At 73.0% G+C, this 20,618-nt stretch carries 16 protein-coding genes; 13 read left to right on the top strand and 3 right to left on the bottom strand.

The window, feature by feature from the left end; all coding sequences use genetic code 11:
* Positions 1-56 precede the first annotated feature (56 nt).
* A complete protein-coding gene (recN, locus tag CNQ36_RS07625) occupies positions 57-1,775 on the top strand; it encodes a DNA repair protein RecN (RefSeq protein ID WP_040907554.1) in 1,719 nt (572 codons plus the stop codon).
* Between the two features lie 217 nt (positions 1,776-1,992).
* Entirely contained in the window at positions 1,993-3,114 is a 1,122-nt protein-coding gene (locus CNQ36_RS07620) for a glycosyltransferase family 4 protein (protein WP_121545434.1), read from the top strand.
* Position 3,115: 1 nt separating this feature from the next.
* Here CNQ36_RS07620 and CNQ36_RS07615 read toward each other — a convergent pair whose 3' ends face one another.
* Positions 3,116-4,747, bottom strand: a complete 1,632-nt coding sequence (locus tag CNQ36_RS07615; protein WP_121545433.1) for a PucR family transcriptional regulator — start codon at positions 4,745-4,747, stop codon at positions 3,116-3,118.
* Positions 4,748-4,771: 24 nt separating this feature from the next.
* The gene (locus CNQ36_RS07610; RefSeq protein WP_040907555.1) at positions 4,772-6,574 is read right to left on the bottom strand and encodes a glycoside hydrolase family 15 protein; all 1,803 of its coding nucleotides are present in this window, start codon (positions 6,572-6,574) and stop codon (positions 4,772-4,774) included.
* A gap of 464 nt (positions 6,575-7,038) precedes the next feature.
* Between CNQ36_RS07610 and CNQ36_RS07605 the strand changes: the two genes are divergently transcribed.
* The 11 genes from CNQ36_RS07605 (at position 7,039) to CNQ36_RS07555 (ending at position 19,901) form a co-directional block, all read left to right on the top strand.
* A complete protein-coding gene (locus CNQ36_RS07605) occupies positions 7,039-8,706 on the top strand; it encodes a CTP synthase (RefSeq protein WP_004933202.1) in 1,668 nt (555 codons plus the stop codon).
* Positions 8,707-8,825: 119 nt separating this feature from the next.
* On the top strand, positions 8,826-9,452 hold the full coding sequence (locus CNQ36_RS07600) for an NUDIX domain-containing protein (RefSeq protein WP_004933204.1): 627 nt from the start codon (positions 8,826-8,828) through the stop codon (positions 9,450-9,452).
* Positions 9,453-9,616: 164 nt separating this feature from the next.
* Positions 9,617-11,674 carry a tetratricopeptide repeat protein gene (locus CNQ36_RS07595; protein WP_121545432.1) on the top strand — a complete coding sequence of 686 codons (2,058 nt, stop codon included), beginning with the start codon at positions 9,617-9,619 and terminating at the stop codon, positions 11,672-11,674.
* A 136-nt stretch (positions 11,675-11,810) separates the two neighbouring features.
* Complete coding sequence (ald, locus tag CNQ36_RS07590) at positions 11,811-12,935, top strand: alanine dehydrogenase (protein WP_040907557.1); 1,125 nt, start codon at positions 11,811-11,813, stop codon at positions 12,933-12,935.
* A gap of 547 nt (positions 12,936-13,482) precedes the next feature.
* Positions 13,483-14,484 (top strand): ParA family protein, encoded by a 1,002-nt coding sequence (locus CNQ36_RS07585; protein ID WP_387914337.1) that lies wholly within the window; start codon positions 13,483-13,485, stop codon positions 14,482-14,484.
* Positions 14,469-15,029, top strand: a complete 561-nt coding sequence (locus tag CNQ36_RS07580) for a hypothetical protein (protein ID WP_240659416.1) — start codon at positions 14,469-14,471, stop codon at positions 15,027-15,029. Before CNQ36_RS07585 ends, CNQ36_RS07580 begins: the two co-directional genes overlap by 16 nt.
* An 18-nt stretch (positions 15,030-15,047) precedes the next feature.
* Positions 15,048-16,331 (top strand): segregation and condensation protein A, encoded by a 1,284-nt coding sequence (locus CNQ36_RS07575; protein WP_121545429.1) that lies wholly within the window; start codon positions 15,048-15,050, stop codon positions 16,329-16,331.
* The gene (gene scpB, locus CNQ36_RS07570) at positions 16,328-16,993 is read left to right on the top strand and encodes an SMC-Scp complex subunit ScpB (protein ID WP_004933213.1); all 666 of its coding nucleotides are present in this window, start codon (positions 16,328-16,330) and stop codon (positions 16,991-16,993) included. Before CNQ36_RS07575 ends, scpB begins: the two co-directional genes overlap by 4 nt.
* On the top strand, positions 16,993-18,069 hold the full coding sequence (locus CNQ36_RS07565; protein WP_040907559.1) for a pseudouridine synthase: 1,077 nt from the start codon (positions 16,993-16,995) through the stop codon (positions 18,067-18,069). The genes scpB and CNQ36_RS07565 overlap by 1 nt, the downstream gene beginning before the upstream one ends.
* Positions 18,070-18,135: 66 nt before the next feature.
* Positions 18,136-18,855: an NUDIX hydrolase gene (locus tag CNQ36_RS07560; RefSeq protein WP_121545428.1), complete on the top strand. Its 720-nt coding sequence runs from the start codon at positions 18,136-18,138 to the stop codon at positions 18,853-18,855.
* Entirely contained in the window at positions 18,852-19,901 is a 1,050-nt protein-coding gene (locus tag CNQ36_RS07555; protein WP_121545427.1) for an ADP-ribosylglycohydrolase family protein, read from the top strand. Before CNQ36_RS07560 ends, CNQ36_RS07555 begins: the two co-directional genes overlap by 4 nt.
* Here the strand turns inward: CNQ36_RS07555 and CNQ36_RS07550 are convergent.
* A complete protein-coding gene (locus CNQ36_RS07550; RefSeq protein WP_121545426.1) occupies positions 19,892-20,617 on the bottom strand; it encodes a nucleotidyltransferase domain-containing protein in 726 nt (241 codons plus the stop codon). The genes CNQ36_RS07555 and CNQ36_RS07550 overlap by 10 nt on opposite strands.
* Position 20,618: the final 1 nt, after the last annotated feature.

Below are 20,618 nucleotides of genomic sequence, written 5' to 3'. Positions count from 1 at the left end.
GGGGCGGTCGCACTCCTCGGCTTCGACCTCGTAAGGTCGGGGGCGTGCTTGAGGAGATGCGGATACGGTCGCTCGGGGTCATCGACGATGCTGTCGTCGAGCTGTCGCCCGGCTTCACCGCCGTCACCGGTGAGACGGGTGCGGGCAAGACCATGGTGGTCACCAGCCTGGGCCTGCTGCTGGGCGGACGCGCGGATGCGGCCCTGGTGCGGATCGGCGCGCGCAACGCGGTCGTCGAAGGGCGGATCGCCGTGCCCGAGGGCGCCGCGGCCGTCGTACGGGCCGAGGAGGCCGGGGCCGAGCTCGACGACGGGACCCTGCTGGTCAGCAGGACCGTGTCCGCCGAGGGGCGCTCACGGGCGCACCTGGGCGGGCGGAGCGTGCCCGTGGGGCTGCTCGCCGAGCTCGCCGACGACCTCGTGGCGGTGCACGGGCAGACCGACCAGCAGGGGCTGCTGAAGCTGTCCCGGCAGCGGCAGGCCCTCGACCGGTACGCCGGGTTCGCGGTCGCCGTGCCGCTCGGCAAGTACGCCGAGGCGTACCGGCGGCTGCGGGCCGTGGCCACGGAGCTGGAGCAGATCACCACCCGTGCCCGGGAGCGGGCCCAGGAGGCCGACCTGCTGCGCTTCGGGCTCGAGGAGATCGCCGCCGTGGAGCCCCGCGCGGGCGAGGACGTGGAGCTGGCGGAGGAGGCCGAGCGGCTCGGGCACGCCGAGGCGCTGGCGTCCGCCGCCGCGGTCGCGCACGCCGCGCTCGCGGGCAATCCGGAGGACCCCGAGGGCGTCGACGCCGGGACGCTCGTCGTGGGCGCCCAGCGTGCCCTGGAGGCCGTGCGGGCGCACGATCCGGCGCTGGCCGCGCTCTGCGACCGGATCGGGGAGATCGGGATCCTGGTGCGGGATGTCGCCGGGGAGCTGGCGGGGTACGCCGACGACCTGGACGCCGATCCGCTGCGGCTGGCGGCGGTCGAGGAGCGGCGGGCCGCGCTCACCGGGCTGACCCGGAAGTACGGCGAGGACGTCGCGTCGGTGCTGGCGTGGGCCGAGCAGGGCGCCGCGCGGCTGACCGAACTGGACGGCGACGACGAGCGGATCGGGGAACTCACCGCCGAGCGTGACGCGCTCCGCGGCGAACTGGGCGCCCTGGCCCAGGAGCTGACGGACGCGCGGACCGAGGCGGCGGAGCGGTTCGCGGCGGCGGTCACCGCCGAACTGGGCTCGCTCGCCATGCCGCACGCGCGGGTGTCGTTCGACATCCGGCAGAGCGAGGACCCGGAGGGCGTCGAGGTGGGCGGCCGCACGGTCGCCTACGGCCCGGCGGGCGTGGACGAGGTCGAGCTGCTGCTCGCCCCGCACCCCGGGGCGCCGCCCCGGCCCATCGCCAAGGGCGCCTCGGGCGGTGAACTGTCGCGCGTGATGCTGGCCGTGGAAGTGGTGTTCGCGGGGACGGACCCCGTGCCGACGTACCTCTTCGACGAGGTCGACGCCGGTGTCGGCGGCAAGGCGGCGGTCGAGATCGGGCGCCGGCTCGCGAAACTGGCGAAGAGCGCGCAGGTCGTGGTCGTCACCCACCTGCCCCAGGTGGCCGCGTTCGCCGACCGTCAGCTGCTGGTGGAGAAGACCGACGACGGGTCGGTCACCCGGTCCGGAGTGAAGGTGCTCGAAGGCGAGGAGCGGGTCCGGGAGCTGTCCCGCATGCTGGCCGGCCAGGAGGACTCCGAGACGGCCCGGGCGCACGCGGAGGAGTTGCTGGAGACGGCGCGGGCGGACGTGTAGCGGAGGGCCGGCAACATCCGGAGCCGAGCCTTCCGTCACCCGTGTGGGTGAACGTCGGCCCGTGCGGCCCGGCCTCCGTACGACGGGCGTTCCCGGAACGGCCGTACGTACTGGCATCCTTGACGGAGTACGTGGAGGAATCCGCGCGGTACCGGCCCCTCGCCCGACCCTTCCGTACGTTCTTCGCGACGCACGAACCCACCAGGAGCCCGGCCACGTGACCCCCGCGAGCAGCCACTCACCGCTGCGCACCGTGCAGGTGCTGGGCGGTGGCAACGCAGCGAGCAGCGCCCATGTGCGCTCGCTGGCCGCGGGGCTCGTCGCCAGGGGCGTGCGGGTCACGGTGTGCGCCCCCGCGGAGGCTGATCACGCCTACGGCTTCACCGACGTCGGCGCCGACCATGTGCACGTGCCCCGCAGCAGCGACCCGGCGTCGGTGGCCGCGCTGCGGGCCGCCTGCGCCCGCGCCGACCTGGTGCACGCGCACGGGCTGCACGCCTCCTTCCGCACCGTGCTCGCGCTCGGCGGACGGCGCACCCCGCTCGTCGTCACCTGGCACGACCGGGCACGCGCCGAGGGCCCGCGCGCGCACTTCCTGCGGGTGCTGGAGCGGCGGGTCGCCAAGGCGGCCGCGGTGGTGCTCGGGACGACCTCCGCCCTCGTCGACCGGGCGCGCCGGGCGGGAGCGCGGGACGCGCGGCTGGCCGCCGTGTCCCTCCCCGGCCCCCGTGTCCTCCCGGCGCCGGACGACCCCGACGGGCTGCGGCCCAAGATCAGGGCCGAACTCGGCGCCACCGGCCGCCCCCTGCTCATCGCCGTCGGCTCCCTGGAGCGGCACCGCGGCTACGACGTCCTGCTGGACGCCACCCACGCGTGGCGGCGCCTCGACCCCGCCCCCTTGGTGGTGCTCGCCGGGGAGGGATCGCTGCGCGGCGAACTCCAGCGCAGGATCGAGGCCGAGGAACTGCCGGTCCGGCTGATCGGCCGGCGCGACGACATCAGCGACCTGCTCGCCGCCGCCGACGTCGCGCTGCTGCCGAGCCGCTGGGAGTCTCGCTCCCCGCTCGCCCAGGAGGCCCTCCACGCGCGGGTCCCGCTCGTCGCGACCGCCGTGGGCGGCATCCCCGAACTCGTCGGCGACGCCGCCGAACTCGTCCCCTACGGCAACGCGCGGGCGCTCGCCGACGCCGTCGAACGGCTGCTGGAGGATCCCGGGCGCAGGGAACTGCTCGCGGAGCGCGGCGCCCGGCAGGCGGCCACCTGGCCGACCGAGGACGAGACGGTCGCCCAGGTGCTGAGCGTCTACGACGAGCTGACGCAGCCCCGGCCGCTGATCTGACTCAGGGCACGTGCCGCCGCGCCCGCAGGGCCAGGCTCAACGCCAGTACGGTGTGCGGGTCGTCGAGGTCGCTGCCCAGCAACTCCCCGATGCGGGCGAGCCTGTTGTAGAGCGTCTGCCGGTTGAGATGGAGTTCGCGGGCCGTCTCGGCCTTGCGTCCGGCGTGCGCCAGATAGGTCTCCAGGGTGGGCAGCAGCGGCGGTTTGGACCGGCGGTCGTGGTCCAGTACCGGACCGATCGAGCGGTCCACGAAGTCCGCCAGGTCCGGGTGGTCGCGCAGCCGCCACAACAGCAGGTCGATGTCCAGCCGGCGGGCGTCGTACCAGGGGCGGTCCGGGAGTCCCTGCGCCGCCGTCGCCGTCTCCGCCGCGTGCCGCAGGCCGGTGGACGCCGCCGCCCAGCCGCCGGCCGGCCCTGCCACCACGACGGGCGGCCGCCCGCCCGGCCGCAGTATGCCCGCGCGCTCCACGCCCGCCCGCAGCGCCGCCGCCACCCGGTCCGCGACCGCCGGCCGCTCGGCCTCCGCGCGCAGCCCCAGCAACAGCGGGACCCGCCCCTCCACCGGCCGCACGCCCAGCAGCACGGGCACCCCGAGGGAGGCCAGCTCCTCGCCCACCGCGCGGGCCAGCACCGCCCAGCCCCCGCCCTGCGGCGGCAGGGCGTCACCGAGCCGCATCACCACCGGCAGCAGCGGGCCGGAGCCCGGCTTGAAGCCCAGCACGCGCGCCTGCGCGGGCGCGTCCCGCGCGCCGATCCGGCCCTCGGCGAGGTCGGTGAGGAAGTCCCCGCGCCCGCGCGCCGCCAGCTCCTCCTCCTGACGGGCCTGCATCAGCACCACCGCCAGCAGCCCGGCCGCCCGCTCGGCGGCCATCCGGTGCACCGGTTCCGGGGCGTTGCGCACCGGGAGCAGCACCAGACGGGCGCGTACGCCGCCACCGCCGGGGCCGCTCCCGGGCACGTCCACCAGGGCCGAACCGGCCGGCGGGTCCTCCCGCTGCCGGTCGCGCAGTCCCTCCCACACCTGGAGCGGGTCCGCGCCCTCGGGGCCCTCGCCGGCCGCGTACAGCAGCCGGCCGTCGGTCGTCTCCAGGAACACCGGGTTGCCGGTGAACCCGGCGAGGATCTCCAGCACCTGGGGGACCCCGCCGCCGCCCAGCAGCGCCTCGGTGCACCGGCGGTGCACCTCCTCCGCGCGCTGCAGCAGCGCGTAGTGCCCGTTGACGATCTCGGTGTGGATCTCCTCGGTGACCGTCACGAACGGCACCTCGCGGTGCAGCTGGACCAGCGGCAGCCCCGCCGCACGGGCCGAGTCGACCAGGGCGGCGGGCAGCCGGCCGAAGCGGGTGCCCAGCTCCACCACGAGGGCGGCGATGCCCCGCTCGGCCAGCGTGCGGACGAACGCGCGCTGGTCGGCGGGGCGGGTGCCGAGCCCGTACCCGGTGGTCAGCAGCAGCTCGCCGCCCTTGAGCAGCGAGGCGATGTTGGGCACCTCACCGGCGTGCACCCAGCGCACCGTGCGCCCCAGCCGGTCGGTGCCCGCGACGACCTCGGGCAGTCCACTGCGCAGAGCGGGCAGCTCCAGCGCCCGCCGCACCGTGATCCCGGCGCCCCGGGTGTCGTATGCGCTGTCCATACCCGGACGCTACCCGTCCGGGGCTCAGCCCCCGTACGCCCCCGAGGCGGTCAGCCGCAGGGCGGTGTCGATCAGCGGGACATGGCTGAAGGCCTGCGGGAAGTTGCCGACCTGGCGCTTCAGGCGCGAGTCCCACTCCTCAGCCAGCAGCCCGAGGTCGTTGCGGAGCCCCAGCAGCTTCTCGAACAGCCTGCGGGCCTCGTCGACCCGGCCGATCATCGCGAGGTCGTCGGCCATCCAGAACGAGCAGGCGAGGAAGGCACCCTCGTCGCCCGGCAGGCCGTCGACGCCCTCGTCCTTGCCGTCCGTGGGGTAGCGCAGGATGAAGCCGTCCGAGGTGGACAGCTCCCGCTGGATGGCCTCGATGGTGCCGATGACCCGCTTGTCGTCCGGCGGCAGGAAGCCCATCTGCGGGATCAGCAGCAGCGAGGCGTCCAGCTCCCGGGAGCCGTACGACTGCGTGAACGTGTTGCGTTCCTTGTCGTAGCCCTTCTCGCAGACGTCCCGGTGGATGTCGTCGCGCAGCTGCTTCCAGCGCTCCAGCGGGCCGTCGGCGTCGCCGGACTCGATCAGCTTGATGGTGCGGTCGACGGCGACCCAGGCCATCACCTTGGAGTGCACGAAGTGGCGGCGCGGGCCGCGCACCTCCCAGATGCCCTCGTCCGGCTCCTGCCAGTGGTCCTCCAGGTAGCGGATCAGCTTCAGCTGGAGCACCGAGGCGTAGTCGTTGCGGGCCAGGCCCGTCATGTGGGCCAGGTGCAGGGCCTCGGTGACCTCGCCGTACACGTCCAGCTGCAGCTGGTGCGCGGCGCCGTTGCCGACCCGGACCGGGGTGGAGCCCTCGTAGCCGGGCAGCCAGTCCAGCTCCGCCTCGCCGAGCTCCCGCTCACCGGCGATGCCGTACATGATCTGCAGGTTCTCCGGGTCGCCCGCCACCGCGCGGAGCAGCCACTCGCGCCAGGCGCGGGCCTCCTCCCGGTAGCCGGTGCGCAGCAGTGAGGACAGGGTGATGGCCGCGTCCCGCAGCCAGGTGTAGCGGTAGTCCCAGTTGCGGACGCCGCCGATGTCCTCCGGCAGGGAGGTGGTCGGCGCGGCCACGATGCCGCCGGTCGGGGCGTAGGTCAGGGCCTTCAGCGTGATCAGGGAGCGGATCACGGCCTCGCGGTAGGGGCCGTGGTACGTACAGTGCTCGACCCACTCGCGCCAGAACTCCTCGGTCGCCTCCAGCGACTGCTCCGGCTCCGCCAGCGGCGGCGGCTGCTTGTGCGAGGGCTCCCACGAGACGGTGAACGCGATCCGCTCGCCCGGCGCGACGGTGAAGTCCGAGTACGTGGTCAGCGACTCGCCGTACGTCTCGGCGGAGGTGTCGAACCACACGGAGTCGGGGCCCGCGACGGCGACCGTGCGTCCCTCGTGGCGGTGCACCCAGGGGACCACCCTGCCGTAGGAGAAGCGCATCCGCAGCGCCGAGCGCATGGGCACCCGGCCCGAGACGCCCTCCACGATGCGGATCAGCTGCGGGGCGCCGTCACGCGGGGGCATGAAGTCCGTCACCCGGACCGTGCCGCGCGGTGTGTCCCACTCCGACTCCAGGATCAGCGAGTCGCCGCGGTAGGCGCGCCGGGTCGCCGCGGGCGGCTCGGCACCCTCGGCGTGCTCGGGACCCAGCCGCCAGAATCCGTGTTCCTCGGTCCCCAGCAGGCCGGCGAAGATGGCATGGGAGTCGAAACGGGGCAGGCACAGCCAGTCCACCGTGCCGTCCCGGCAGACCAGTGCCGCGGTCTGCATGTCTCCGATGAGTGCGTAGTCTTCGATGCGCCCGGCCACGTGCAACTCCAGTCGAACGGCCACGTCACCCCGCGAGGGGGTTGTCGCTAGTGCGGTCAAGGGGATTGTGAAATGCGTCGTTGAGCTGTGAAGCAAAGCAGTCACCGAACAGTGAATGCAAAGCGTCAATCCATGTTCAACGAACTGACGAGCTCACGTTGTTCCGGAAGTAACGGGCGTGGGGTGGTGCCCTTCGGCCGGCCGGGCTCGGCAGCGAGTGTCCGAGCAGGATACGACGCACGTAGATGATCTGTGTGCCGCTCGGGACAACCCGGCTCAGCCGAACGAGTGAGCAGGGGGTGACGGTCCCGTGTGCGGTGGCCACCCAGTGGCGGCGCGTGCGCGGAGCGTGGCCGGGAGCCATCCCTCCGCGGCGCTGATACGCTGGTAGCCCGTGGACCGGTGGGCGAGAGAACCCCGGAACCGCACCCAGAGACCGCGACCACGGGAGCCCCGTCTTGGCCATGCCGCCCCCCGCTTATCGAAACAGCACCGCTTCGACGACCAAGCACATCTTCGTCACCGGGGGTGTCGCCTCGTCGCTCGGCAAGGGCCTGACCGCCTCCAGCCTCGGCATGCTGCTCAAGGCCCGCGGTCTGCGCGTCGTGATGCAGAAGCTCGACCCGTACCTGAACGTCGACCCGGGCACGATGAACCCCTTCCAGCACGGTGAGGTGTTCGTCACCAACGACGGCGCCGAGACCGACCTGGACATCGGCCACTACGAGCGCTTCCTCGACCGCGACCTGGACGGTTCGGCGAACGTCACCACGGGCCAGGTGTACTCCACGGTGATCGCCAAGGAGCGGCGCGGCGAGTACCTGGGCGACACCGTGCAGGTCATCCCGCACATCACCAACGAGATCAAGCACCGGATCCGCCGGATGGCGACCGACGAGGTCGACGTGGTGATCACCGAGGTCGGCGGCACGGTCGGCGACATCGAGTCGCTGCCGTTCCTGGAGACCGTCCGCCAGGTGCGGCACGAGGTCGGCCGCGACAACGTGTTCGTGGTCCACATCTCTCTCCTGCCCTACATCGGCCCCTCGGGCGAGCTGAAGACGAAGCCCACCCAGCACTCGGTGGCGGCGCTGCGCAACATCGGCATCCAGCCGGACGCGATCGTGCTGCGCTGCGACCGCGAGGTGCCCACCGCGATCAAGCGGAAGATCTCGCTGATGTGCGACGTCGACGAGGCCGCCGTGGTCGCCTGTCCCGACGCCCGCTCGATCTACGACATCCCGAAGGTCGTGCACTCCGAGGGCCTGGACGCCTATGTGGTCCGCAAGCTGGACCTGCCGTTCCGTGACGTGGACTGGACGACCTGGGACGACCTGCTCGACCGCGTCCACAACCCCGAGCACGAGATCGTCATGGCCCTGGTCGGCAAGTACATCGACCTGCCCGACGCCTATCTCTCGGTCACCGAGGCGCTGCGCGCCGGCGGCTTCGCCAACAAGGCCCGCGTGAAGATCAAGTGGGTCACCTCCGACGACTGCAAGACCCCGGCCGGCGCCCAGGCGCAGCTCGGGGACGTCGACGCCGTCTGCATCCCCGGCGGCTTCGGCGACCGCGGTGTGCTCGGCAAGGTCGGCGCCATCAAGTACGCCCGGGAGAACCGCATCCCGCTGCTCGGCCTGTGCCTGGGTCTGCAGTGCATCGTGATCGAGGCGGCGCGCAGTCTCGCGGACGTCTCCGACGCCAACTCCACCGAGTTCGACCCGGCCACCGCCCACCCGGTCATCTCCACCATGGCCGAGCAGATGGACATCGTCGCCGGTGAGGGCGACATGGGCGGCACCATGCGGCTCGGCATGTACCCGGCCAAGCTGGCCGAGGGCTCGATCGTGCGCGAGGTGTACGACGGCAAGGAGTACGTGGAGGAGCGCCACCGGCACCGCTACGAGGTGAACAACGCCTACCGCGCGGAGCTGGAGAAGAAGGCGGGCATCGTCTTCTCCGGAACCTCCCCGGACGGCAAGCTCGTCGAGTACGTCGAGTACCCGCGGGACGTCCACCCGTACCTGGTCGCCACCCAGGCGCACCCGGAGCTGCGCTCGCGTCCGACCCGTCCGCACCCGCTCTTCGCCGGCCTGGTGAAGGCGGCGGTCGAGCGGAAGATCTCGAAGTAACACGCCCAGTTGTACGGTGGCCGGGGTGCGAACCTTCACAGGGTGCGCGCCCCGGCCGCTTTTTTGCACGAGTGCACGCACGGCACGCGCATGACCGCCGTACGTCGGGAAGGACAGCCATGACGATCAAGGACAGCCCGGAAGAGTGGGAGGTCCGCGCGACCGGGACCCCGTTCGTGGGCAACAAGACCTCCGTCCGCACCGACGACGTGGTCATGCCCGACGGCACCGTGGTCCACCGTGACTACCAGGTGCACCCCGGCTCGGTGGCCGTCCTCGCCCTCGACGACGCCGACCGGGTCGTGGTCCTGCGCCAGTACCGCCACCCGGTGCGCCACAAGCTGTGGGAGATCCCGGCCGGCCTGCTCGACGTGCCGGGCGAGAACCCGCTGCACGCCGCCCAGCGGGAGCTGTACGAGGAGGCGCACGTCAAGGCGGAGGACTGGCGGGTGCTGACCGACGTCTACACCACGCCCGGCGGCTGTGACGAGGCCGTACGGATCTTCCTGGCCCGGGGTCTTTCCGAGGCCGAGGGCGAGCGCTTCGAAGTCGAGGACGAGGAGGCCGACATGGAGCTGGCCCGGGTCCCGGCAGAGGAGCTGGTGCGTGGCGTGCTGGCCGGTGAGCTGCACAACAACTGCCTGGTGGTGGGCGTGCTCTCGCTCGTCGCCGCGCGGGCCGGCGACGGCCTGGACGCGCTGCGCCCGGCGCAGTCGCCGTGGCCGGCGCGCCCCTTCGAGGCTTGATCCCCGCCGCATCCCCCAGCTGATATGACCATCGGCTGATCCGATCGGGGGATATGCCCGCCGCGCTCCACAGGGAACGTCGCAGAGCGTGAACTAGGCTCTGGAAAACGCCCGAACCGGGGACCCGGCGGGCTTGCGCGTGCGGTGGGACGGGAGTGTGGCCCGTGACGGATCAGGCGGTGGACCCAGACGGTGCGCGGCTCCTCAGGGAGGACGCCGACGAGGGTCGATTCCTGGGCCGTACCAGGGAGTTGAAGGAGTTGCGCGCCGACATCGAGCGCGCGGGACTGGACACCCTCTCCGGCCGCAAGGCCCCCCGGGCGCGGGTGCTGCTCATCGCCGGCCGGCCCGGCTCCGGCCGCACGGCGCTGGCCGGGGAACTCGTGCGCCAGGTCGCCGGCCGCTACCCCGACGGCGTGCTGCGCGTCCGGCTCGGCGAACCCGACGGCACGCGCGTGCCCGTGGCGCGCGCCGCGCGGGAACTGCTCGACGCGCTGGACGCGCCCGCCCCGGCCGGGGCGGGCGAGGACGAGCTCGGCGAGGCACTGCGCGCCGCGCTCGCCGACCGGCGGGCGCTGCTCCTGCTGGACGACGCGGCCGACGCCGAGCAGGTCGACGCGCTGCTCCCGGACAACCCGGACTGCCTGGCCGTCGTCGTCTCCTCGGGGCCGCTGACCGGCATCGCCGACGTCCGCCCGTGCACGCTGGGCGGACTCGACACCAAGTCCGCCGTCGAGGTGCTCTCCCGGTACACCGGGTCGGTCCGCGTCACGGTCGACCCCCGGGCCGCCGAGCGCCTCGCCGAGCAGTGCCAGGGCCAGCCGGCCGCCCTGGCGCTGGCCGGCGGCTGGCTCGCCGCCCGGCCCAAGGCCGCCGTCGCCGACCTCGCCAAGCAGCTGCACACCGACCCCGGCCGGGGCACCGTCGTCGGCCGGGTCCTCGGCCTCGTGCACGACTCGCTGCCCGCGTCCGCCGCCCGGGCCCTGCGGCTGCTCAGCCTGGCCCCGGCCGGCCTGGTCGACCCGCACACCGCCGCCTCCCTGGCCGGCTGCTCGGTGGAGGCCGCCCGCGGCGTCCTGGACGACTTCGCCGCCCACGGACTGCTGCACCCCGCGGGGCCGTCGCCGGAGCAGTTCGAGGTGCCCTGCTGTCTGCACCCCCTGCTGCGCGCGCTCGCCGAGGCGCACGAACGGCCCGCCGAGCTCCAGCTGGCCCGCGCCAGGATGCTGGAGCGGACCGTGCGGCTGCTCCAGTCGTGCCGGGCAATCACCGAGACCGACAGCCCCCAGGCGCGCGAGAAGCTCCTCGGCATGCCGCGCGCCCTGCGCTTCTCCGGCCCGCGGGCCGCCGCGGACTGGCTGCGCCTGCGCCGTCCCGCCCTGCTGGCCTCCGCCCGGCTCGCGGTCGCCGACGGGGAGCTGGACACCCTCGCCCGGCGCCTGATGTCGCAGCTGGTGCGGGCCATGGTGGCGCACTTCGGCACCCAGGCCGCCGCGAGCGACCTGTACGACCTGCACGGCCTGGTCCTCGACGTCGCCGAGCGCCGGGACCTGCCGCGGGAGAGGGCCGCGGCCCTGCTGAACCTCGGCGACCTCGACGCCCGCACCGGCCGCACCACGGACGCCCTGGGCCGCTACCGGGCCGCGCTGGACGCCGGACGCGAGGCGAACGACCCGTACGCGGCCGGCCGCGCGATGGAATCCGTGGGCGGCGCCCATCTCGAGCTCGACGACTACGACCGGGCCGCCGACTGGTTCGGCCGGGCCCTGACCGAGCGGCTGGCCCGGGGCGAGCGCGAGGACGCCGCCCGGCTCTACGGCCGCATCGGCGTCGCCCACACCTACGCGGGCCGCTACGGCGAGGCGCTGCGCAACTGGCGCGCGGCCGTGGCCGGACACCGCAAGAACGGCGACATCGCCGCCCAGGCCCGGGCGTTGAGCGAACTGGCCCGGGTGCAGGAGTACGCGGGACGCTTCGACGAGTCGCTGCGCACCTGCCGGGAGGCCGTGGAGTGGGCGCGCCGGGCCGAGGACGGCCGGCTGCAGGCGGCGCTGCACCTGCGGCTCGCGGACTCCTTCGAGCACCTCGGCGACCCCGCGTCGGCCGCGCTGCACCGGGACACGGCCGAGCGGATGCTGGCCGAGGAGGCCGCGGACGAGGACGTCGAACCGGAACACGACGCTAACGCCTGCGAAATCCGCAGCACTCCCGCTGCAGATTGATGCAATGAAAGGCTAGACAGCGGGAACACCTTCATTAAACTGGCTCTGCCGCACCATCTCCTGCGGTCTCTCCCGGTGTGCCCGTGCGTGCCCGGGTATGTGTAGTGATATCCCCCTACCCTCTGAGCCAAGGACCGTGATCGACGTGAAGGTCGGCATCCCCCGCGAGGTCAAGAACAACGAGTTCCGGGTGGCCATCACCCCCGCCGGCGTCCACGAGCTGGTGCGCCACGGCCACCAGGTCGTCATCGAGCGCGGCGCCGGCGTCGGCTCCTCGATCCCCGACGGCGAGTACACCGCCGCCGGCGGGCAGATCCTGGACACCGCCGACGAGGTGTGGGCCGCCGCCGATCTGCTGCTGAAGGTCAAGGAGCCCGTCGCGGAGGAGTACCACCGCCTGCGCAAGGACCAGACCCTCTTCACCTACCTCCACCTGGCCGCGTCCAAGGAGTGCACGGACGCCCTGCTGGAGTCCGGCACCACCGCGATCGCCTACGAGACGGTCGAGCTGCCCAGCCGCGCGCTGCCGCTGCTCGCGCCGATGTCCGAGGTGGCCGGCCGGCTGTCCACCCAGGTCGGCGCCTACCACCTGCTGCGCGCCAACGGCGGCCGCGGTGTGCTGCCCGGCGGTGTCCCCGGCGTGCTGGCCGGCCGGGCCGTCGTCATCGGCGGCGGCGTCTCCGGCTGGAACGCCGCCCAGATCGCCATCGGCATGGGCTTCCACGTGACCCTGCTCGACAAGGACATCAACAAGCTCCGCGAGGCGGACCGGATCTTCGGCTCGAAGATCCAGACCGTGGTCTCCAACGCCTTCGAGCTGGAGAAGGCCTGCCTCGAGGCCGACCTGGTGATCGGCGCGGTGCTCATCCCCGGCGCCAAGGCCCCGAAGCTGGTCACCAACGAGCTGGTGTCGCGGATGAAGGCGGGAAGTGTCCTTGTCGACATCGCGATCGACCAGGGCGGCTGCTTCGAGGACTCCCACCCGACCACGCACGCCGAGCCGACCTTCAAGGTGCACGAGTCGGTCTTCTACTGCGTCGCCAACATGCCCGGCGCGGTGCCCAACACCTCCACCTACGCGCTGACCAACGCCACGCTGCCGTACATCGTCGAACTCGCCGACCGCGGCTGGGTGGAGGCGCTGCGCCGTGACCCCGCGCTCGCCAAGGGACTCAACACGCATGACGGCAAGGTCGTTTACAAGGAGGTCGCCCAGGCGCACGGCCTGGAGCACGTCGAGCTCGCCTCGCTGCTCGGCTGAGCCGCCGGGACGGCAAGTCGACCAAGTCGTCCACCCGTAAAGGCGATACGTCAACATGTGTCGTCAACGCCACGCATCCGGCCGGACCTTGTGCCACAAGGTCCGGCCGGATGTGTGTATGGTCACTTCTTGATTCCGGGACAACTCGCCTCGAACGTAACCCTTCTACCGATTCGCACACCCGTGAAGCCTGCGGTGCGACGGCCGTACGCCCTTGACAGAGGGATGTTTCATTGTCGACACATCGGGCCGGGTCCGGCGGATTGTGTTGCTGCGGACGGCCGACACGCCATAGAGTCGCCAATCGTCGGCATGGTGCCACGCTGACCTGTCTAGAAGTTTCCTGGTCACCAAGGAGGTAAGACGACTTGTGAATGAGTCGACATTTACTCCCGGGGGTGGTCAACCAGGAATGCCCGCACCGGCCCAGGGGTCCGCGGGAGTCGCTGCTGTCGGCTCCGTCGCAGTGCGCACCTTCGCAGCCCACCGGGGTCACCAGACAGCAGGGGTGACTCGCCCAGCACACCAGAGCATGGATGGCCATCACGTGAACGCCATGGCCGGCGACGGAAGTGGCGCGCCCCACAACCATCTCGCCGACTACGACGAACTGCCCGAGGCGCACTTCTACGACCCCGACGCGGAGTACGAGCCCGATCCCGAGTACGCGGCCACGCTCGCGCCCGACGCGGCGCGCCAGCGCCGCGAGCGCGTCGGCCCGACCGGGCGTCCGCTGCCGTACTTCCCGATCCCGGGCCCGCTGACCGACCACGGCCCCGCGAAGATCATCGCGATGTGCAACCAGAAGGGCGGCGTCGGCAAGACCACGTCGACCATCAACCTGGGAGCCGCGCTGGCCGAGTACGGGCGCCGGGTGCTGCTCGTCGACTTCGACCCGCAGGGCGCGCTGTCGGTCGGCCTCGGCGTCAACCCGATGGAGCTCGACCTCACCGTCTACAACCTGCTCATGGAGCGGGGCATGGCGGCCGACGAGGTGCTGCTGAAGACCGCGGTCCCCAACATGGACCTGCTGCCCAGCAACATCGACCTGTCGGCGGCCGAGGTGCAGCTGGTGAGCGAGGTCGCGCGCGAGTCCACGCTGCAGCGGGCGCTGAAGCCGCTGATGGACGACTACGACTACATCGTGATCGACTGTCAGCCCTCGCTCGGCCTGCTCACGGTCAACGCGCTGACCGCCGCCCACAAGGTGATCGTGCCGCTGGAGTGCGAGTTCTTCGCGCTGCGCGGTGTGGCGCTGCTGACCGAGACCATCGAGAAGGTCCAGGAGCGGCTCAACCCCGACCTGGAGCTCGACGGCATCCTCGCCACCATGTACGACTCGCGCACGGTGCACAGCCGTGAGGTGCTCGCGCGCGTGGTCGAGGCGTTCGACGACCACGTGTACCACACGGTCATCGGGCGTACGGTCCGCTTCCCGGAGACCACGGTCGCCGGTGAGCCGATCACCACGTACGCGTCCAACTCCGTCGGTGCCGCCGCCTACCGCCAGCTCGCCAGGGAGGTGCTCGCCCGGTGTCACGCCGAGTGAGTCTGCCCGGGGCCGACGAACTCTTCCGTACGACAGGGGGGATGGCGCTCCAGGCGTCCAGCCCCCGGCGCCAGGCCAACGGCGACGCCCGTGTTCCCGCACCCGCGGGGGAGGGCGACGCGGCGGCGGCCGCCGCCGAGGACGCGCCGCAGTCGGTGCCCGCGCAGGCCGGTGACGGCGAGGGCGCGGAGCACGTCGCGGCGGACGCGGAGCCGGACGGGACCGGCGAGTCCCGCAGCCGCGACGCGGCCGGCTCGGGGCGGCGTCAGGCGGCGCAGGAAGGCGCCGCGGCGGCTCCGCGCAAGCGCGGACGCCAGTCCGCGCGGCGGCCCAGCGGGCGCGAGCGGCACGACGAGAAGATCACCGTGTACGTCTCCGCCGAAGAGCTGATGGACCTCGAACACGCGCGGCTGGTGCTGCGCGGCGAGCACGGGCTGGCGGTGGACCGCGGACGGATCGTCCGCGAGGCGGTCGCCGTGGTCCTCGCCGACCTGGAGAGCCGGGGAGACGCCAGCATCCTCGTACGACGCCTGCGCGGACGGTAGCGGTAGCCTGCGGAGGTCATGACCTCGAACGACGCACCCACCCCCGGCGCCCGGCCGTCCCGCCGCCGCACCCTGGGCAGGGGCCCGGCCTCCGCCCCGGCCGCGACGAGCGGGACGCGTGCGGGGGAGACGGGCGTCGAGACTCCCCCGGAAACCCCGTCACCCGCCGAGCCGGCGCCGGCGCCCGCCACCGCGGCCCCGGAACGGGAGCCCTTGTCCGACGGCCCGGGGAGGCCGCAGCCGCGGGAGACGCCCGTCGAGGCGCCTGAGGGCGGCTCCTCCGCGCGTCGGCCCACGACAGAGTCGCGCGTGCCGGAGGCGGCTGCCGAATCCGCCGTGCCCGCGCCCGCCCCGCAGGCCCCGCCGAAAGCCGCGGTGACGCCCGGGGGAGCGGAACCCGTGCGGGAGCCCGGGGACGGCACTGACACCGTCGCGGCCGGCCGGGAGGGCACCGCCGGGCCGGAGCCCGGAGGCGGTCCAGAGGCCGCTGGTGACGGGCGGTTCAAGGTCCGGCTGGCTAACTTCGAGGGGCCGTTCGACCTGCTGCTCCAGCTGATCTCCAAGCACAAGCTGGACGTCACCGAGGTCGCGCTGTCCCGGGTGACCGACGAGTTCATGGCGTACATCCGGGCCATGGGGCCGGACTGGGACCTGGACGAGACGACCGAGTTCCTGGTCGTGGCGGCCACGCTGCTCGACCTCAAGGCCGCGCGGCTGCTGCCCGCCGCCGAGGTGGAGGACGAGGCCGACCTCGCCCTGCTGGAGGCCCGCGACCTGCTGTTCGCCCGGCTGCTGCAGTACCGCGCGTACAAACAGATCGCCGACATCTTCAGCCGGCGGCTCGACGACGAGGGCCGGCGGTACCCCCGTACCGTCGGACTGGAGCCGCACCACGCCGAGCTGCTGCCCGACGTCGTGATCAGCATCGGGCCCGAGGGGTTCGCCAGGCTCGCCGTCAAGGCGATGCAGCCCCGGCCCAAGCCGCAGGTGTACGTCGACCACATCCACGCGCCACTGGTCAGCGTGCAGGAACAGGCCGGGATCGTGGTCGCCCGGCTGAAGGAGCTCGGGGAGGCCAGTTTCCGGGCGCTCGTCCAGGACACCGACGACACCCTGACCGTCGTGGCCCGCTTCCTCGCGCTGCTGGAGCTGTACCGCGAGAAGGCCGTCGCCCTCGACCAGGAGACCGCGCTCGGCGAGCTGACCGTGCGCTGGACCGGCGGCGACGGGGAGGCCGCGCCCGCCGTCACCGACGAGTTCGACCGGCCGCCCGAGCAGCCCAAGGAGGAGAGCAAACCGTGAGCGAGGAGACGAACGGGACCCCCGCGGGAGCGCGCACCGTCGCGGACCTCGACCTCGGACCCGCCCTGGAGGCGGTCCTCATGGTCGTGGACGAGCCCGCCACCGAGGAGCATCTGGCGAAGATCCTTCAGCGCCCCCGGCGCGAGGTCGCGGAAGCGCTGAACGCGCTGGCGGACGAGTACACCGTCCAGGGCCGCGGCTTCGAGCTGCGGCTCGTGGCGGGCGGCTGGCGCTTCTACAGCCGCCCCGAGTACGCCGCCGCCGTCGAGGGCTTCGTCCTGGACGGCCAGCAGGCCCGGCTCACCCAGGCCGCCCTGGAGACGCTCGCCGTGGTCGCCTACCGCCGGCCGGTGAGCCGCGGCAGGGTCTCCGCCGTACGCGGAGTCAACTGCGACGGTGTGATGCGCACCCTGTTGCAGCGCGGTCTGATCGAGGAGGCGGGCGCGGAACCCGAAACAGGTGCGATCCTGTACACGACGACGAACTACTTCCTGGAGCGGATGGGCCTGCGCGGTCTGGACGAGCTCCCGGAGCTCGCGCCCTTCCTCCCGGAGGCGGAGGCGATCGAGGCCGAGACACAGGAAGGCGTGCCGTCGTTCGATCCGGACGCCCCGGACGCGGACGACGGTCCACCGATGAACACGACGACGACGGAATTCTGATGCGAAGCAGCGGTAGCGGCAGCGGCAAGAGCGGCGGACGCGGTAACCACCGCGGTGCCGGCAACAACAGGGACCAGAAGCAGGGGCAGGGCCGCCCCGCCAAGCCCCGCCCCGAGGAGCGCCGCTACGACGTGGGCCCCGGGGCCACCAAGGACGGCCCGAAGTCCGGCCGCGGCGGCTCCGCGCGCGGGGGCGCCAAGGGCGGCCCCAAGCAGTCTCCGCAGGGCGGCGGGCGCGGCCGTACGGCCCCCGGCCGTTCCCGTGAGTACGAGGCGCGGGCCGAGGAGCGCAACCGGGAGCGGTACGCGGGCAAGAAGGACGTCAAGCCGCCCAGGACCTTCCCCGGCGCCGAGCAGGAGGGCGAGCGGCTGCAGAAGGTGCTCGCCCGCGCGGGCTACGGCTCCCGGCGCGCCTGCGAGGAGCTGATCGAGCAGGCGAGGGTCGAGGTCAACGGCGAGATCGTCCTCGAGCAGGGCAAGCGGGTGGACCCGGAGAAGGACGAGGTCAAGGTCGACGGGCTGACCGTCGCCACGCAGTCGTACCAGTTCTTCTCGCTGAACAAGCCCGCCGGTGTGGTCTCCACGATGGAGGACCCGGAGGGCCGTCAGTGCCTCGGTGACTACGTCACCAACCGCGAGACCCGGCTCTTCCACGTCGGCCGGCTCGACACCGAGACCGAGGGCGTCATCCTGCTCACCAACCACGGCGAGCTGGCGCACCGGCTGACCCACCCCAAGTACGGCGTGAAGAAGACGTACCTGGCGGCCATCGTGGGCCCGATCCCGCGCGACCTCGGCAAGCGGCTGAAGGACGGCATCCAGCTCGAGGACGGCTACGCCCGCGCGGACCACTTCCGGGTCGTGGAGCAGACCGGCAAGAACTACCTCGTCGAGGTGACCCTGCACGAGGGCCGCAAGCACATCGTGCGCCGCATGCTCGCGGAGGCCGGGTTCCCGGTCGACAAGCTGGTGCGCACCGCGTTCGGGCCGATCACCCTGGGCGACCAGAAGTCGGGCTGGCTGCGCCGGCTGTCGAACACCGAGGTCGGGATGCTGATGCAGGAGGTCGACCTCTAAGGGCTTGTGCGGCAGGACCCGCACCCCCTTTAATAGTCACTACGACTATTAAAGGGGGTGCGGGTGGTGGACGGGTACGACAAGCACGCCTTCGAACCCTTCGCCGTCACCGTCGACCTCGCCGTGTTCACCCTCCGCGCGGGCGCGCTGCACGTCCTGCTCGTCGAGCGCGGCCAGGAGCCGTACGCCGGGCGGTGGGCGCTCCCGGGAGGCTTCGTCCTGCCGGACGAGTCCGCGGAGAGCGCCGCACGGCGCGAGCTGGGCGAGGAGACCGCGCTGACGGACGTGTCCGGGCTGCACCTGGAACAGCTGCGGACCTACAGCGAACCCGGCCGCGACCCCCGGATGCGGGTCGTGTCGGTCGCCTTCACCGCGCTGCTGCCCGACGCCCCCGAGGCACAGGGCGGCGGCGACGCGGCCCAGGCCCGCTGGACGCCGTACGACAGCGCGCGGGACCTCGCCTTCGACCACGACCGGATCCTGGCCGACGCCCGGGAACGCGTCGGCGCCAAGCTCGAGTACACCTGCCTCGCCACCGCCTTCTGCCCGCCCGAGTTCACCCTCGGGGAACTGCGGCAGGTCTACGAGACCGTGTGGGGCACATCCCTCGACCGCCCCAACTTCCGGCGCAAGGTGCTCGCCACCCCCGGCTTCGTCGAAGCCGTGCCCGGCGCCGCGCGCCTCACCGGCGGCCGCGGCAAACCCGCCGCGCTGTACCGCGCGGGCACCGCCGCCGCCCTCCATCCGCCGCTGCTCCGGCCGACCCCGGAAGGACGCCCCGCATGACCGCGACCACCGTCACCAAGCGCGCCGCCACGGGAGCGCTCACCGGACTCGCCCTCGGGGACGCGCTGGGCTTCCCGACCGAGTTCAACGACGTCCCGTCGATCCTCGCCAAGTTCGGGCCCTGGCGCGGCATGGATCTGCCCCGGCCGGCCGTCGTCACCGACGACACCCAGATGACGCTCGCCCTGGGCAAGGGGCTGCGCACCGCGATGGACCGCGGCACGCTCACCCCGAAGCGGCTGGAGCGGCCGGTGCGTGAGGAGTTCGTGGAGTGGTACCGCTCGCCGGAGAACAACCGCGCACCCGGCAACACCTGTCTGAAGGCCTGCCACCTGCTGGCCCGTGAGGACCGCCGCTGGCAGCACGCCAGCCAGGTGGGCTCCAAGGGCTGCGGCGCCAACATGCGCGTCGCTCCCGTCGGCCTCGTCCCCGGGCTGAGCGAGGAACAGCGCGCGGGCGCCGCACAGTTGCAGTCGGCCCTCACCCACGGGCACCCCACCGCGCTCGCCGCCTCCGACCTCACCGCCCACGCCGTACGGCTGCTCGCCGAGGGCGCCGAGCCGACCGGCCTGATCGGCCTGCTGCGCTCCTACGCCTACGACAACCGCACCCGCTACCACGAGTTCTGGCTCGGCGACCTGTGGACCCGCGCCCAGGACCCCACCCCCGAGCACTTCATCGCCCGCGGCTGGGACGAGTGCCTGGAGATCCTCGGACGCCTCCAGGACGCCGTGCGCACCGTCTCCCCGGAGACCGACCCGTGCCTGGCGACCGGGGAGGGCTGGACAGCCGAGGAAGCACTGGCGACCGGGCTGCTCTGCTTCCTCCTCTTCGTCGACGAACCCCTCACGGCCCTGCGCCGCGCCGCCTGCACCGCGGGCGACTCCGACTCCATCGCCTGCCTGACGGGCGCCTTCGCCGGCGCGCACCTGGGCGCCGACGCCTGGCCGGCCGAGTGGGCGGACCGCATCGAGTACCGGGACGACCTGCTGTCGCTGGGCACTCTCTGGGACGCCCGGCCGGCGGCCGGTGCCCGTCAGCCCTGACCGGCGGCCCGCGCCGGCTCGCCGTGCGGATCCGCGCGGAGGGCCGAGGCGCGGCGGGTGCGGAGCAGGAAGTCCTCGATCCGGCGCCGGTCCGGCTCCTCGGGCAGCGGACTGCGCCGGGCGGCCTCCGCGCCCTCCTCCACCAGGCGTTCCATCCGGGACTCCACCTCGGGCCAGGGCACCTCGCCCCGCTTCACGGCGAGCAGCGGTGCGCGTCGCTCGCCGACGTCGATCACGAGCGTGCCCGTGCGGAGCAGGTCGCGGGCGCTGGTCAGGAGGCGGAGCAGGTGCATGGCGTGCTTCCAGCGGGGGGCGCCGTGGACGCGGACGTCCGCCTCCAGCTTGCGGCGCTGGCCGTGGGCGTACCGCGTGAAGGTCAGGTGCACCCTGCGGGAGAGGAACGCCTCGCGCAGGGAGAGGAGTTCACGGCCGGTGGCGTCGGCGTGCTCCACGAGCGGGGAGTGCAGGCACTCCAGGATGTTGGGGTTGGCGCGCAGGGCCAGCTCGCAGAAGCGCTCCAGCTCCCAGCTGAACTGTTCCTCGGCCGGCCCCTCGATGTGCGTCGGCGGCTTCTCGAAGCGCCAGAACAGGGGAGTGGGCGCCAGGAACACGCCCCGGCGGTCGGTGTCGCTGCCCTCGGTGGCCAGCCCGAAGGCGCGCGAGCCCATGACGCAGGCGTAGATCGTGTGGTCGCCGACCAGGGTCTCGGGGAGCATG

It is taken from the genome of Streptomyces fungicidicus, assembly GCF_003665435.1.
Taxonomy (GTDB): domain Bacteria; phylum Actinomycetota; class Actinomycetes; order Streptomycetales; family Streptomycetaceae; genus Streptomyces; species Streptomyces fungicidicus.
The sequence above is the reverse complement of the archived record's forward strand: the minus strand, read 5'-3'. Positions and strand labels throughout refer to the sequence as shown.